We start from the raw sequence: 14,822 nt of genomic DNA on the forward strand, positions 1-14,822 counted from the left end.
GGTATTATTTAATTTGCGCTTCGTCTAAATGACGTGAGCCTTCGAGTAACATACGAATCATCACCATGGTTTGTTCAGCGACTTCTTTACGTTCAGCAATCGGCAAATCAATCACCTTGGCACCCATATTAAATACCAACTGAGTAATAGCTTTGGCGACTAAATCAGGATGGGTTAATTTACTGTGATTGATGCGTTCTATTCGAATCAAATCTTCTTGGAGTTCTTGTTGGAAATAATTAAGTTGTTTGTCTACAGCAAGTTTATATTGTTTTGATCCTGTATAACCTTCACGCAGGAGTAAGCTCAAATTACCTTCATCGGCATCGAGTTGTTCAATAAATACTTCAACTGAACTACGAATAATACTGCTTTGTCTGATTGCCTTAATTCGAGCTTCATGCAAAATTTGACGGAGCACCACACCTGAACGATCAATCAGTTCAATCGCCAACTCATCAATATCTTTAAAGTGACGATAAAAACTATTTGGCGCAATCCCAGCTTCACGGGCAACTTCTCTTAAACTTAAAGAGGAAATACTTTTTTGCGGTCCAATCAGATTTAAGGCAGCTTGGAATAATTCTTCTTTAGTAATAGTCGCTTTGCGTCCAACAGTACGTACAGAAACTTTTTCAAGCTCATGAATTTGATCTTGAAGGGTAGCTGGGTTCTGAGGTAATACGGACGTTGGATTCATAAAGTATCAAATAGTTAAAATATTTTTTTCATTATAGCCTTTGTCATTACATAAATGAAATGTCTAGATACAATACACACGTATATACAAATATATATACATGTGTATAATAATTAAAAATCACTCAGATGGTGAGCCTAGTATGCACGCTATTGAAAAGCAAAAATCTCCCGTAAACACTATATTTGATATGGTGTTAGGTAATAATGCGACTAATTTTTGGCTACAGAAAATTAATCCATTATGGTCAGTTCAACAAGCTTTGGGGAAAATTGTTGAAAAAGAACAATCCGCTGCAGATACGATCAGCTTAACCATCAAAATTAACCGCTTGTTTGAAATGGGGTTAGCAGGGCAACATCATCCGATCACTGTCGAAATCAATGGTCGTCGTTATGAACGTACCTATAGTCTGACTCAATTAGATACGCAACATGTATTACTCACGGCAAAAAAAGTAGAAAAAGGCGTTGTGAGTAACTGGTTATTTGAACATGCCCAAGTGGGTGAGGTGATTGAATTTGGCCGACCTTATGGTGATATGTTATTGCCTCAAGTTGTCAGTCCATTGATTCTGGTCGCTGCGGGCAGCGGTATTACACCGATGTATAGTTTGATTCAGGCATTGGCAGCGAACCAGCAGCTTGATCGTCAACCAGTACATTTAATGTATTGGGTTAAAAAAAATGCAGACGTTGCCTTTAAACAACAGTTTGAGCAATTAGCCCAACAACATCCCGATTTTAAATTTGATGTATTTTATACCCAAGAAGTACCTGCGGATGCACGTTTAAATAATGAATATTTACATATTATTAAAAATTTTGAGCAAAGCACAGTGTATGTATGTGGCCCTTCAGGTTTTGTGGCAACAGCTGAACAATTGTTTCAACAGGCCAAAGTACTTAAAAGCGAAGCATTTAGTCTAAGTCCAGCGATTTCTGATGACACAGGCTTTATCAATGTCACTTTAACCAAATCCAATAAAGTGGTTGTAATCCCTAAAGGTCAAGCCATTTTAGTTGGCTTAGAACAACAAAATATCAAACCAGAACATGGTTGCAGAATGGGGATTTGCAATAAATGCGCGTGTAATAAAGCACAGGGTGCCACAAAAAACTTAGTCAATGGTCAAGAAAATTTTGAACCGAATAATTTACTGAGAATTTGTGTGAATACTGCCAAAACTGATTTAGTTATTGATCTTTAAGCGAGTTTTATCATGAATATGCCAGTTAAAATTCAATATTTTAAAAACACCAAAAACCGTGAACTGACCCAGACTGAGCTGGATGCTTTAGCGCGTGAGTTGGATGCAATTAAGCAAGAAGTGTTAGATGATATTGGCGAAAAAGATGCCAAATATATCAAAAAAGTATATGCCGCGATTCGTTATAGCAGTATTTTAGGCCGAGCATGCTTATTTGCGGGTTGGTTTCCACCTGCATGGTTACTTGGTACAGGCTTACTGAGCTTTGCCAAGATCATGGAAAACATGGAACTCGGTCATAATGTTATGCATGGGCAATATGATTGGATGAATGATCCACGCTTTAAAGGTACAACTTACGAATGGGACATTGTTGGAACCTCTGACAACTGGCGCCAGACCCATAATTATAAGCATCATACCTATACCAATATCAAAGGGATGGATGATGATATCGGCTATGGTTTATTGCGTTTATTCCCAGAACAACGCTGGAAACCGGGTTTTTTATTGCAGCCTTTATATGCAATTCCGTTCTGTCTATTGTTCCAATGGGGCGTTGCGATTCAAAATCTTGAAATTGGTAAATTGGTTTATAAACGCAAAACTTGGGCGCAGTTTAAAGAAGAGTGGAAGCCGACCCAGAAGAAAATTGGTAGACAATTTTTTAAAGATTATCTGTTCTTCCCTCTGATTGCTGGCCCCGCAGCTTTACCTGTATTTACAGGTAATTTAGTCGCCAACGGTATCCGTAATATTTGGACATTTAGTATCATTTTCTGTGGTCACTTTACCAAAGATGTTGAAGTATTCCCTAAAACTGTTTTACAGGATGAAAGTCGTGGACATTGGTATATGCGCCAAATTCGCGGTTCTTCGAATTTAACCGGTTCAGAAGCATTTCATATTTTGACGGGACATTTGAGTCATCAAATCGAGCATCATTTATTCCCTGAAGTACCTGCTCGTCGCTATCGTAAAATGGCGCCCAAAGTTGAAGCGGTATGTAAAAAGTATGGCTTAAACTACAACAATGCAAGTTTGTTTAAGCAGTATGGTCAAGTCCTTGGACGTATTGTGAAATATGCATTTCCATTTAAAAAGTAGTTGATTTACTAAAGCCAAAGCCACTTTTAAGTGGCTTTTTTATTGTTAATGATTGGGTTTTTCAGTAAAGTTTATTTGACTGTTACTAGGGTTAATGAGAAGAACATGATTCAAAAACAATTAGAAAATATACAAAATTGGTTAGTGCAACATGCGGCAAAGATTGCAAATCAATCACTTAATCCCGCGGCAAGTATTGCTGATATAGAACAATTTGAACAAAGGCTTTCTAAACACTTACCTGATGATTTTAAACAGTTGTACTGTTGGCATAATGGGATGAATGAAGAGGAAAATTTAGGCAGTTTATTTTATGGCATGGAATTTTTATCACTCACTAATATTGAAACTAAACGCGACGATCTTGCAGATCTCGTTGATGAGTTGTTTGTACTTCAACATGCTGACCCACAAATCAATCCAACCAATGCCCACCATCGAGATTGGGTTCAGTTTGCGCACGATGGTGGGCGAACAGGTTTGTATGTGGATTTAGTACCCACCGCCGTAGGTCAAATTGGACAAGTGATCTTTATTGATCATGAATATGATGTTGGGATTTTGGTCGCTAACTCAATTACCAATTTTCTTCAACAATTTTCAGATGATTTAGACAATGACTTATATCAGTTGAATAAAGATGCTTTAGAAGATGAAAATGAGTTTTTAGAAAGTGATGCAGCTATTGATCTGGTCAATTGGCATATGAGTGAACGCTGGGCGCGTCCTGATTTTACTTAGCTTTTTTTAGAAAAATCATTTTATAAAATTATGTTTGAAAGCTTTACTAGTAAAAAGTATATCAATGGCGATTATTGCTACACACTCAATTTTGAACGCATTACATTTCTAATCGAATCAATTTTACAAAATCAAGTAAGCTCTAATTTTTAAACGAGCAAAATGATGAATCATAAAATAACGGTTGATGAGGTTGTAGCACGTTCAGTAAAAATCAGAGAACGTTATCATGAGCTAGAGCGAATAAATCATCATGCTGAATGGACAGTGCAAGAGGATGCGTTGGCATTTTTATCTGATGCTGGATTGGTTGGGAGATTAGTGATGGCGCAGACGGGGAAGTGGTTCCACAAAGGCGATGCTCAGCAAGAGTTGCAGCATAAGTTAGGTGAATGTGTCTGGTGGTTAGCCATTATTGCCAATGAATTAGATATGGATTTAACTGAAGCCACACAATACTTTTTAGATAAAGCTGAAAAGATTTAAATTTTTGGAAAAATGTTTATTGAACATTTTTTATGACCAAGCATTTGATCATTAATTATATAGTCAACCTGTCAAAAACTCAGACACAAGAATATAATTCTTCTTAATTAATATTTTAAATTAAATCAATTGCATGGAAAAATAAATTGTTTGATTATAAAAAGCTTGCAATGCCACACCTTAAATTCAAAGTTTAAATACCTTTGTGTAGGCGATGCCTCACTTTTCAGAGATGAAAAGATGACAAAAATCTTTCGTTTAACAGGGCTCTTGCGCTGCAAACAAAGCAGTGCTTTATTTTTGCTCATATACCCCCGCCCAACGGTGACATCCATGTCGCCCCAAGGTAGGATCACCATCTATGATTGAAAAGCACAACAACGAATTAATAATCAACAGTTTCTCAATGTTCATACAAAAACATAAGCTTTATTTATGCTCAATGAATTGATTAAAATTAATTCTATGAATAATTAGGTGGTTTAACTATAGAATTTTGGCGGGCTTCTTTCAATTTGTATATTTAGTATGAATGACTAATTGATAAATAAGTCATAGCCCATGCGACTAATTAAAAATACCAGTAGAATTAAAAAGAAAATACGAATAAAACCACTTCCATATTTAAATGCTAAAGCAGTACCCGCAAGAGAGCCTAAAACATTGCAAACTGCTAAAATGATGCCTGCCATCCATAAAATATGACCAGAAGGAATAAAGAAGAACATGGCAGAAATATTAGTGGCGACATTGACCAATTTTGCAGATGCAGAAGCATTTAAAAAATCAAAAGCAAATACTTTCACAAACAGAAAGAGCAAAAAACTGCCGGTCCCTGGGCCAAAAATACCATCATAAAATCCAATTAAGGCGCCAAAAAATAAACCTAACGCAATTTCTTTCTTACCCGTCTGTAAAACAGTATGGATTTTACCTAAGTCTTTTTTGGCAAAGGTGTAGATTGCAATCAAGATCAGTAAAAAGAATACGATATAACGCATCAACTCTTTAGGAATCAACGAAACGGACATTGCACCTAAAAAAGAAAATATAAATGCTGCCAACATTGTCGGTAGTATAAGTTTCCAATTGATCGTAACTTTCTTAAAGTAAGCAAATGCAGAAGATACAGTACCTGCCATGGCAATGATTTTATTGGTTCCAAAAACTGTGGCGAGACTTTGATTGGGAAAGGCATGCATTAGCGCTGGGAGTAGAACTAATCCACCTCCACCCACCGCAGCATCAATTAAACCAGCACAAAAAGCGAAGAAGCCTAAACTCAGAAGTATTGTCTCGTATTCCATTACAGATTGTTCTAACTGTTATTTAAGAGAATAATCATAGAATATATTCAAATAAAAGTAATTAAAAAGCGCTAATCTCAATCTATGAGATTAGCGCTTTCGTTTTAAATGCTTTGTAAATTTACACGTTTTTCAAAAATTAGAAATCAACAGACGTTTGTAGATAGAAAGTACGCGGCTGTCCTACATATTTACCACCTGTAGAGTCAGAGGAACGAGTAAAATATTCTTGATCAAATAGGTTTTTAATCCCGCCTGCCACTTTTAAACCGTAAAAATCTTGACCAAAATCATAAGCTGTACGTACCGCAAAAGTTGAATAACCAGGGATATCACCATTACGGCCATCTGCTGTTTCAACAGTTTGGTAAACATTGCCTGATCCCGGCGCATGTTGTTTAGATTGAGCAAACATATCAGCATTGACAGACCATTTGTCAAAGCTATAACCAAGGCCTAAATTTCCAACATGTCTTGAATAATAAGGTAAGTCCTTACCATCAAATTTACCTGCCTCAGACACTGCTTTGGTAAATGTATAGTTACTGTAGACTTTTAAGCCTTGCAGCGAGTCGTAGAGATTACCAAAGTCATAACTGAGACCAAGCTCTACTCCTTTATGACTGGTTGCACCTAGATTGGTCCATATGCCCGTACCAATATTATCAGGGCGTTCAAGTAATAATTCTTTATCAAAGTCTAAATAGAACACTGTAAATTCTGCATTTAAACCATTGCCTAGGTATTTGGTACCGATTTCATAGTTGTTGGATTTTTCAGGATGGAGACCATCTAAAGTGGTTATAGCTTTGTTGCTTTCGACTTTAGCCAACTGGTTATATTGCTGAGGGCCAAAAGAAACCGCTGCATTAGCAAAGACATTCCATTGTTCATTGAAATTGTATTGCACTGCAAGGCTTGGTAAAAACTCATCAGAATTAATTTTTGGATGCACCGTATTTATGAATTTACCATTTTGGTACGCGGTATAATCATTATGGGTTTTAATTGACTCAAAACGAACACCTGGAGTAAGGGTCAATGCACCGAGACCAAAACGGTTATCAATATACACAGCATGGGCTTTAGTTCCACCTTCACTGCTCGTGTTGGCAAGGCGTTCACCCGGTGTGCCTGTAACAGTGTTATATTGTGCTGTACGACCAGAAAACTCTGAACTGTCTTCTTGCAAGTAGCGATAACCTACCGTGACTTCATTATTCATATTGCCCAAAGTGTAGGCACGTGAATAACGCGGTTCAATGCCAAAATATTTATAATCACGTGGAGAGTTACTAATTCGACTATTTGCAGTACCTTCTACAGCAGACTCCAGATCACTGGTACGAAATGAATCGACATAATAACCAAGGATTTCAAAGTTATTTAATTCATCTTTATGGCTATATTTAACAGAAACATCTGAACGACGACCTGCAAAATAGTTACGGTATTGGTTCGACTGGTATGGGTTTTTGGCATAATCTGCAGTTGTTAAGCCTTCGGGCATTTCGCCACGGCCTTCATAGTGATGCAGATTAAGTGCAATCGAATCCGCATCTGTAAATTGATATGACGACTTTAACATCACGTCATCGATATCTATGTCGTTATTGGCTTCGCGATAGCCATTTCCTTTGGTTCCTGAATAAAGTAGCGCAAGGCCTAAACCATTATCCATAGTACCGCCGATAAAGAGGTTTGGACTGTACTTGAGTTGATCGGTACCTGTGGCGAATTCTGTAGTTAAACCAACAGAGCCTGATAGTTTTTCAGGGATTGCACGGGTATTAAAGTTGATAATCCCACCCACGTTTTGAGGCCCAAAGCGGACTGAACCTGCGCCACGAACAACGTCTACAGATTCAATATTGCCCATTGAAACAGGTGCCATAGACAATTGTGGTTGACCATAAGGTGCGAAGGATAGAGGGACACCGTCCATCAATACTGTAGAACGAGGTGATAGGCGAGAGGTTAAGCCACGGACACCTAGATTGAGAGAAACATCACTACCCCCTGTGCCATTGCTGTCTTGAACCTGAACACCTGGCACTTGTTTTAACGCATCACGTATAGAGGTTACCGCAGATTCGTCCATTTTTTTGCGATCGATAATGGTACGTGCACCTGCATGCTTGTGAACTTTTTCAGCATTGGCAGCTTCAAGCCAGTTTCCTTCAGCTTGTACGGTGATTGTTTTAAGTGTTTGTGTTGACGTTTCTTGATTGTCTTCGGCAAAGGCAGCATTGGATATAAAGCTAAGTGAAACAGCAATTGCAAGGCTGAGATGTGAGGGTTTAAACAGAGTGAAGTCAGGTGTTCTTTGGCTTGAAATTTTCATAAAAAAAATAGGCATTTGGAATTGTGCGTATCTTAATCTCTTCAAACATATTTTTAAATCAGGATGATTATCATTTAAAACTATTGTTTAATTCAAATTAATAGATTTTTTAATCAAATATTCACTTTTTTATTTTGCAATGGCAAATTTATAAAGCGCAATAGCAATAAACCGTGCATAAGCACGGTCTTTATATTAGGGTCTGTTGACAATTCGTCTACAACGCAAGCCATTTATGAAATGTCTACAGACCCTGATCAAAAACTTATTTAAACTGGATCGAACCATTAGCATTGACTGTGATTTTTGATTCGCCAGCGGCCATATTCTGACCACCAACGGCATCGGCAGCTTCAAACTTAGCCATAGATGCACGCGCTGCATAAACAGGTTGTGGATAAGAGTTGCTAGTATTGATGTTGATATTGACCAAGTTATAAGATGATTTATTCCACGCTTGCGTTAAAATTTGCGCACGTTGTTGGAAATTCTTTGAAGCCTCAACCATCAATTCATTTTCAACTTTTTTACGTTGTTCATCAGACACTGTGAAATTAATTGATTGTGTTTGAAAGCTGTTTTGCAACTCATTGATTAACTGGCTTGCTGCTTTAAAATCTTTACTTTCAATTTGAATTTCTGCACGACCACGCCATTCTTTCAGTTTTTGATTGTCATTGTCGTAAACTGGGTAAGTAGTTTGTGAGCCTGTTTCGACTTTAACTTGTGGATACTTTTTTGAAATGCTAATGGCTTGATTCATTAATTGGGTTATTTGAGAAGATAACTCAGCAGGTTGCTTGTTGTTTTTCTCAATAAAAAGTACTGCATGCATTTCATCATTAGACACTTGACGTGTCGCATCTGCTTGAACATTGACAATATTGTAATTTAACGGGTCATTTTCTGCTGCCATCGCCATTGTGCTCAGTGTAGTTCCCAAGAGTAAAGTAGTTAACGCTAAATAACGCATAATGAATCCTTAAAATTGTTTGACTAAAATTTATGACCTAAAGATATATTGTTTAAATTGAATCTGTTTTTAATCATAAATCTGGTTTGCGGAAAACTATGGCAGATTTTGTGGTGCATTTGTAATAATTTGCATATAAATTGCAATTTTATTTTGTTTAAAATTTTTTAAAAATTAAAAGCTTATCGAGTTTCGTTGTAAGGGAAATTTGTGGAATTGAGCTAGATTTAGAAATTCATTTTAATTATCGGCTTTTCTTTGCTTTGTCACATAGTATGATGATAATAACTAATTAGATTTAGCTAAATGTTTTTTTCGATAAATGGAGTGTGGATAAGTACATAAAAGATATTTATTTTCTTGTAAAAAACTGTATTATCGCGCTCCTAGTTATGAAGATTAAAAGCACTCTAACTAGATTTCTATAAAGCACCGAGTCAAAGGACCACAAGTCACCCGACTTATTTCTTTCAACCCATATCAGAGATGGTAATTCGATATGAGCGTTACTTCTGTAAATCCTGCTGCCACTTCCACAAACGAATACTACTTGACTCGCCAAAGTCAGATGGAATCGAATGTTCGTAGTTATCCACGTAAATTACCGTTAGCGATAGCGGAAGCACATGGTTGTTGGGTTACCGATGTTGAAGGTACAAAGTACCTCGATTGTTTAGCTGGGGCAGGAACATTGGCATTAGGCCATAACCATCCTGCGGTGATTAAAAGTATTCAAGACACTTTAGCGAGTGGTCTCCCTTTACATACTTTAGATTTAACAACGCCTTTAAAAGATGCTTTCACTGAAGCACTGCTTGCACAACTTCCGGGTGGGCAAGAAGAGTATTGCTTACAGTTCTGTGGCCCATCTGGTGCAGATGGTACAGAAGCAGCGATTAAATTGGCGAAAACCTATACAGGTCGCAATACAGTTATCAGTTTCTCTGGCGGTTACCACGGGATGACTCATGGCGCGTTAGCGATGACAGGTAATTTATCTGCTAAAAATGCGGTAAATGGCTTAATGCCAGGCGTACAATTTATGCCATACCCGCATGAATACCGTTGCCCATTGGGTGTTGGCGGTGAAGCAGGTGTTGATGCCTTAACTTATTATTTCGAAAACTTCATTGAAGATGTCGAAAGCGGAGTAACTAAACCTGCAGCTGTGATTCTTGAAGCAATTCAAGGTGAAGGCGGTGTGGTTACTGCACCAGCGAAATGGTTGCAAAAAATCCGTGAAGTGACTGAGCGTCATAACATTGTTTTGATTTTGGATGAAGTTCAAGCGGGCTTTGCACGTTCAGGCAAAATGTTTGCTTTTGAACATGCTGGTATTGAACCTGATGTTGTGGTGATGTCAAAAGCAGTGGGTGGTAGCTTACCATTGGCTGTTTTGGGTATTAAACGGAAGTTTGATGCTTGGCAACCTGCAGGTCACACAGGGACTTTCCGTGGTAACCAACTTGCAATGGGTACTGGTCTTGCAACGATCAATACCATTAAAGAGCAAAACCTTGCACAAAATGCGCAACAACGTGGTGATTTCTTACAAGCTGAATTGAAAAAATTAGCGCAAGAATTCCCATGTATTGGTAATGTTCGTGGTCGCGGTTTAATGATCGGTATCGAAATTGTGGATGAACGTAAGCAAGTGGATCATATGGGTTCTCTTCCTGCGGATTCACAATTGGCTGCTGCAATTCAAACAGCATGTTTTAACAATAAATTATTGTTAGAAAAGGGCGGCCGTAGCGGTACAGTGATTCGTTTACTTTGCCCATTGATCATTACCCAAGAAGAATGTGAAGAAGCTATTGCGCGCTTTAAGAAAGCAGTTGCAGAGGCTCTTATTGCAGTTCGAGGCGCTTAATTCATGGTAGATTTTGCAGAACATCGTAAAGCGTTACTCTGCAATGATGCTCAATCTATTGCTGACTATGAGTCAGCGATGGGTGAGGCGACTAAAGCGGTCGCAGCATGGTTGCAAAATGACAAAATGTACACAGGTGGGAGCATTAAAGAACTTCGTGAAGCGATTTCTTTTGCACCATCTAAACAAGGTCTAGGTTTACACCAATCGCTTGAGCGTATGGTTGAGCTTTTCCTGAACAAAAGTCTAAAAGTACATCATCCGCACTCTTTGGCACATTTGCATTGCCCAACTATGGTGACAAGTCAAATTGCTGAAGTATTGATCAATGCGACTAACCAATCAATGGACTCATGGGATCAAAGCCCAGCAGGTTCTTTGATGGAAGTTCAATTGATCGACTGGCTGCGTCAAAAAGTAGGTTATGGTGCAGGTCAGGCAGGTGTATTCACTTCTGGCGGTACCCAATCTAACTTGATGGGTGTATTGTTAGCACGTGACTGGTGTATTGCCAAGAACTGGAAAGACGAAAATGGTCTGCCTTGGTCTGTGCAACGTGATGGTGTTCCAAGTGACGCCATGCGTAATGTCAAAGTGATCTGTTCTGAAAATGCACATTTTTCTGTACAAAAGAACATGGCGATGATGGGCATGGGCTTCCAGTCAGTTGTGACTGTTCCAGTCAATGAAAATGCACAGATGGATGTTGATGCGCTAGAAAAAACCATGGCGCATTTACAGGCTGAAGGCAAAATTGTTGCTTGTGTTGTTGCGACTGCTGGGACAACCGACGCTGGTGCGATTGATCCATTGAAGAAAGTGCGTGAAATCACCAATAAATACGGCGCGTGGATGCATATCGATGCAGCATGGGGTGGTGCACTGATCTTATCGAATGACTACCGTTCAATGCTTGATGGTATTGAATTGTCTGATTCGATTACATTGGATTTCCATAAGCATTATTTCCAAAGTATTTCATGTGGTGCTTTCTTGTTGAAAGATGAAGCGAACTATCGTTTCATGCATTATGAAGCTGAATATTTAAATTCTGCTTATGATGAAGAACATGGTGTACCGAATCTAGTGTCTAAATCTCTACAAACTACACGTCGTTTTGATGCGTTGAAATTGTGGATGACGATTGAAAATCTAGGTGAAGAGCTTTATGGTTCAATGATTGACCATGGCGTTAAGCTAACTCGTGAAGTAGCAGATTACATTAATGCTACTGCTGGCTTGGAAATGCTGGTTGATCCACAATTTGCATCGGTATTATTCCGTGTAATACCTGATAATTATCCAGTTGAATTGCTTGATACTTTGAACCAAAACGTTGCAGATGAATTATTTGCGCGCGGTGAAGCCAATATCGGTGTAACTAAAGTTGGACAGCTTCAATCTTTGAAAATGACGACTTTAAGTCCAGTTGCAACTTTAGAAAACGTTAAGAATCTTCTTGCCTTGGTGTTAGAAGAAGCTGACCGAATTAAAGATGCGATTGCTGATGGTACTTATACGCCTGCAATTGACTAGATTGATATCCAGTTGATTTTGATGCTTGAAATTGATTGATTTTATTTAAAAAAACGCCCAATGTATTTCATTGGGCGTTTTTTATTTAAGGGTGTTTTGATCTAAAATATAGTCAATCTGTCAAAAACTTAGAAGCAAGAATATAATCTCTTTTAATTAAATCAATTGCCTGTAAGAATAAATTATTTGCTTATAAATAAGCTTGCAATGCTACATCTTACATTCAAAGTTTAAATACCTTTGCGTAGGCGATGCCTCACTTTTCAGAGATGAAAAGATACCGTCTTAACTGTCAAGCAAATTATTTAAGGATTCATGCCTTATAATTTGCCTGATAAGGTTGTTGGTTTTTAAGAACACCATAGCAAAGATGAATTAACTTTCGCATAGCAGCAGCAATCGCTACCATTTTAGTTTTCCCTTTCGCTAAGAGCCGTTCGCTCAACTCTTTAATGTGAGGATTGTACCGAGTTGCAACAATGGCAGCCATATATAAACCCGATCGAATTTTAGGTGAACCGGCTTTAGATAAGCGACTTTTTCCAAGCACAGAACTACCAGATTGTCTATGAATGGGAACTAAACCCACAAATGCAGCAGCTTGGCTAGCTTTTTCAAAAGAATGAGCACGTAAAAAAACAAGCATTAATAAACTGGTACGCTCAGCAATTGCTGGAATGCTTTCAAGAAGCTTTTGATCACGTTTAAGCTCATGGTCTTGATCTTGATCAATATGGTTTTGAATTTGTGTATCTAGATTCTGAATTTGCCGAGTTAATGATTTAATATTAGTCTTAATAGACTTTAAAATTGGTACAACTATTAGAGTGGAGTTTGCTTTTTCCAAACGATTTTGTTCACGTTTTAAGTCGTTCGCAAGACTTGACCTTCTATCTAATAAAGCATTGAGCAATCGGATATTATCAGGAGTGGGTTGCCATAAATGTAAATCTACAGTCATTGCAAATCGCGCCAATACTTCACTATCGATTTTGTCAGTTTTATTAAGCTTAGAGATACTTTGAGCAAAATATCGAGTACGGGCTGGGTTAGCCACACAAACTTGAAATTTTAAATCAAATAAAAATTGAGCTAACATTTCATGATAGACGGATGTTGCTTCCATTAAGGCTCTAGTTTCTTCAGCAACAAGACCAAAACGATTTAACCATGATAACAATTGATGAAATCCTTTATTGCTATTGGAAAAGCATTTAGTTTTTATTTTTCCACTAGAGTCATCAAGAAATAAACAACAATCGAATTTAGCTTTAGAAACATCAATGCCAAGATAAAACATAGCTTCACCTAATTATTGATTGAATTAATATTAAAAAACCACAGTCTTTTCTTGTGAATGCAGCATCAAAGTGCTTAGTTACCGTCCAGATTTATGTCAGTGGTTAGGTGTAAATTGTAGGTTTAATCTTTTCAGGAAACTCGAAGTTTTGATGACAAACCAAACTCTACAATTTACGTGTAGTGATAGCTAATCACTACAAAGAACAAGATACAAGATGACAAAAATCTTTTGTTGGGTGAGAGGTACATCCTGTACCTCCACCCAACGGCGACATCCATGTCGCCCCACGGTAGGATAACCATCTAGAATCCAAAAGAACAAAAAACGAATTGATAACCTAGTTTTTAAAGTTCATACAGAAACATAAGCTTTATTTATGATCAAATGCTTGTTCATAAAAAAGAGATCTCATCGATCTCTTTTATTGAGTATGGGGCGTTAAAAATTACACATTGAGCTATTACGGGTAAGATCAGGTCCCCAAGTACGATAACCTTGAGTATCAATATGGATTTGTCCTGAAGCATATAAGCCTAAGCCCATGTTTAAACTTTGGCCATACTGCGACCAGAACTGACATAATTTGAATTTTGTATGTTCAATATACGCATAATCTTGAGGTTGCGGATTTTCCGGCCCAATACGGAAATCAATGGCTGAATTGAATAAGTGACGTGAAGATCCAGCACCACCCGCACATTGGTTTAAAGGTAAGTCTCGATATACCGAGGTTACGGTAAAATCAGTCAGAACTTTAGATGCAACCAAGTATTTAAATACTTTTAATGTCGGTAATTGATTACTCCAAAGCTCACGGCTTGGAATCATATATTCAGACTTACCACACTTGTCCCAATCACGCGCAGTTTTAAATAACTCGAAACTAGGAATAATATTTCCAGCATTATTTTGTTCAAGGAAACGTTCATAATCACGTGCACGTGACTGATTGTCTCCATAGATCAACCATTGGCGATAAGATGAAGGCATCGTTTTAGGAGGAATTGGTCGCTCAATCGTAATTTTTTCTTCGGGAATGTAAATACGCTGACCATGCGACGTGCTAATTGTTGGATTCTTTTGAGGGGAAGATGTACATCCAGCCAGAATCATTGTAGTAACACCGACAGCAAGTAAACCTTTCAAAATAAATTTCATTCTCAATATTAGCTAAAAGCAAGTAACGGGTTATTTTAGTCTAGTTTGGTGCGTGTAATATGGATAAATTGCAAATAAATGTAC

12 protein-coding genes are annotated in these 14,822 nt (G+C 37.8%); 6 read left to right on the plus strand and 6 right to left on the minus strand.

Going from position 1 to position 14,822, the window contains the following annotated elements; all coding sequences use genetic code 11:
* Positions 1 to 4 precede the first annotated feature (4 nt).
* The gene (gene fabR / locus AC4CUY_RS06715) at positions 5 to 700 is read right to left on the minus strand and encodes an HTH-type transcriptional repressor FabR (protein WP_004721706.1); all 696 of its coding nucleotides are present in this window, start codon (positions 698 to 700) and stop codon (positions 5 to 7) included.
* A 142-nt stretch (positions 701 to 842) separates the two neighbouring features.
* On the opposite strand from fabR, the gene AC4CUY_RS06720 reads away from it, so the two are divergent.
* From AC4CUY_RS06720 to AC4CUY_RS06735, 4 genes are all read left to right on the plus strand, one after another.
* The gene (locus tag AC4CUY_RS06720; protein WP_490773847.1) at positions 843 to 1,910 is read left to right on the plus strand and encodes a ferredoxin reductase; all 1,068 of its coding nucleotides are present in this window, start codon (positions 843 to 845) and stop codon (positions 1,908 to 1,910) included.
* Between the two features lie 12 nt (positions 1,911 to 1,922).
* The gene (locus AC4CUY_RS06725) at positions 1,923 to 3,017 is read left to right on the plus strand and encodes a fatty acid desaturase family protein (RefSeq protein WP_336954690.1); all 1,095 of its coding nucleotides are present in this window, start codon (positions 1,923 to 1,925) and stop codon (positions 3,015 to 3,017) included.
* Between the two features lie 105 nt (positions 3,018 to 3,122).
* Positions 3,123 to 3,758 carry an SMI1/KNR4 family protein gene (locus AC4CUY_RS06730; protein ID WP_336954689.1) on the plus strand — a complete coding sequence of 212 codons (636 nt, stop codon included), beginning with the start codon at positions 3,123 to 3,125 and terminating at the stop codon, positions 3,756 to 3,758.
* 162 nt (positions 3,759 to 3,920) lie between these two features.
* Positions 3,921 to 4,244 carry a nucleoside triphosphate pyrophosphohydrolase family protein gene (locus AC4CUY_RS06735; RefSeq protein ID WP_419379245.1) on the plus strand — a complete coding sequence of 108 codons (324 nt, stop codon included), beginning with the start codon at positions 3,921 to 3,923 and terminating at the stop codon, positions 4,242 to 4,244.
* 536 nt (positions 4,245 to 4,780) lie between these two features.
* Here the strand turns inward: AC4CUY_RS06735 and AC4CUY_RS06740 are convergent.
* The 3 genes from AC4CUY_RS06740 to AC4CUY_RS06750 form a co-directional block, all read right to left on the minus strand.
* Positions 4,781 to 5,551 carry a sulfite exporter TauE/SafE family protein gene (locus tag AC4CUY_RS06740; protein WP_336954166.1) on the minus strand — a complete coding sequence of 257 codons (771 nt, stop codon included), beginning with the start codon at positions 5,549 to 5,551 and terminating at the stop codon, positions 4,781 to 4,783.
* Between the two features lie 139 nt (positions 5,552 to 5,690).
* Positions 5,691 to 7,895, minus strand: coding sequence for a TonB-dependent receptor family protein (locus AC4CUY_RS06745; protein WP_419328961.1), 2,205 nt, complete (start codon positions 7,893 to 7,895; stop codon positions 5,691 to 5,693).
* A 265-nt stretch (positions 7,896 to 8,160) separates the two neighbouring features.
* Positions 8,161 to 8,868 (minus strand): SIMPL domain-containing protein, encoded by a 708-nt coding sequence (locus AC4CUY_RS06750; protein WP_419328963.1) that lies wholly within the window; start codon positions 8,866 to 8,868, stop codon positions 8,161 to 8,163.
* A 499-nt stretch (positions 8,869 to 9,367) separates the two neighbouring features.
* On the opposite strand from AC4CUY_RS06750, the gene AC4CUY_RS06755 reads away from it, so the two are divergent.
* Positions 9,368 to 10,741 carry a diaminobutyrate--2-oxoglutarate transaminase gene (locus tag AC4CUY_RS06755; RefSeq protein WP_490773848.1) on the plus strand — a complete coding sequence of 458 codons (1,374 nt, stop codon included), beginning with the start codon at positions 9,368 to 9,370 and terminating at the stop codon, positions 10,739 to 10,741.
* Positions 10,742 to 10,744: 3 nt separating this feature from the next.
* Positions 10,745 to 12,277 (plus strand): pyridoxal phosphate-dependent decarboxylase family protein, encoded by a 1,533-nt coding sequence (locus tag AC4CUY_RS06760; RefSeq protein WP_419328965.1) that lies wholly within the window; start codon positions 10,745 to 10,747, stop codon positions 12,275 to 12,277.
* A gap of 313 nt (positions 12,278 to 12,590) precedes the next feature.
* On the opposite strand, the gene AC4CUY_RS06765 is transcribed toward AC4CUY_RS06760, so the two are convergent.
* Positions 12,591 to 13,577 (minus strand): IS110 family RNA-guided transposase, encoded by a 987-nt coding sequence (locus AC4CUY_RS06765; protein WP_490773548.1) that lies wholly within the window; start codon positions 13,575 to 13,577, stop codon positions 12,591 to 12,593.
* Between the two features lie 441 nt (positions 13,578 to 14,018).
* Entirely contained in the window at positions 14,019 to 14,738 is a 720-nt protein-coding gene (locus AC4CUY_RS06770) for a D-Ala-D-Ala carboxypeptidase family metallohydrolase (RefSeq protein ID WP_004721687.1), read from the minus strand.
* Positions 14,739 to 14,822 lie beyond the last annotated feature (84 nt).

The organism is Acinetobacter sp. 778_lipA, assembly GCF_058242985.1.

Excerpts from the sequence above, each read along its gene's own strand:
- fabR (WP_004721706.1), bottom strand. The coding sequence starts at position 700 with ATGAATCCAACGTCCGTATTACCTCAGAACCCAGCTACCCTTCAAGAT.
- AC4CUY_RS06720 (WP_490773847.1), top strand. The coding sequence starts at position 843 with ATGCACGCTATTGAAAAGCAAAAATCTCCCGTAAACACTATATTTGAT.
- AC4CUY_RS06725 (WP_336954690.1), top strand. The coding sequence starts at position 1,923 with ATGAATATGCCAGTTAAAATTCAATATTTTAAAAACACCAAAAACCGT.
- AC4CUY_RS06730 (WP_336954689.1), top strand. The coding sequence starts at position 3,123 with ATGATTCAAAAACAATTAGAAAATATACAAAATTGGTTAGTGCAACAT.
- AC4CUY_RS06735 (WP_419379245.1), top strand. The coding sequence starts at position 3,921 with ATGATGAATCATAAAATAACGGTTGATGAGGTTGTAGCACGTTCAGTA.
- AC4CUY_RS06740 (WP_336954166.1), bottom strand. The coding sequence starts at position 5,551 with ATGGAATACGAGACAATACTTCTGAGTTTAGGCTTCTTCGCTTTTTGT.
- AC4CUY_RS06745 (WP_419328961.1), bottom strand. The coding sequence starts at position 7,895 with ATGAAAATTTCAAGCCAAAGAACACCTGACTTCACTCTGTTTAAACCC.
- AC4CUY_RS06750 (WP_419328963.1), bottom strand. The coding sequence starts at position 8,868 with ATGCGTTATTTAGCGTTAACTACTTTACTCTTGGGAACTACACTGAGC.
- AC4CUY_RS06755 (WP_490773848.1), top strand. The coding sequence starts at position 9,368 with ATGAGCGTTACTTCTGTAAATCCTGCTGCCACTTCCACAAACGAATAC.
- AC4CUY_RS06760 (WP_419328965.1), top strand. The coding sequence starts at position 10,745 with ATGGTAGATTTTGCAGAACATCGTAAAGCGTTACTCTGCAATGATGCT.
- AC4CUY_RS06765 (WP_490773548.1), bottom strand. The coding sequence starts at position 13,577 with ATGTTTTATCTTGGCATTGATGTTTCTAAAGCTAAATTCGATTGTTGT.
- AC4CUY_RS06770 (WP_004721687.1), bottom strand. The coding sequence starts at position 14,738 with ATGAAATTTATTTTGAAAGGTTTACTTGCTGTCGGTGTTACTACAATG.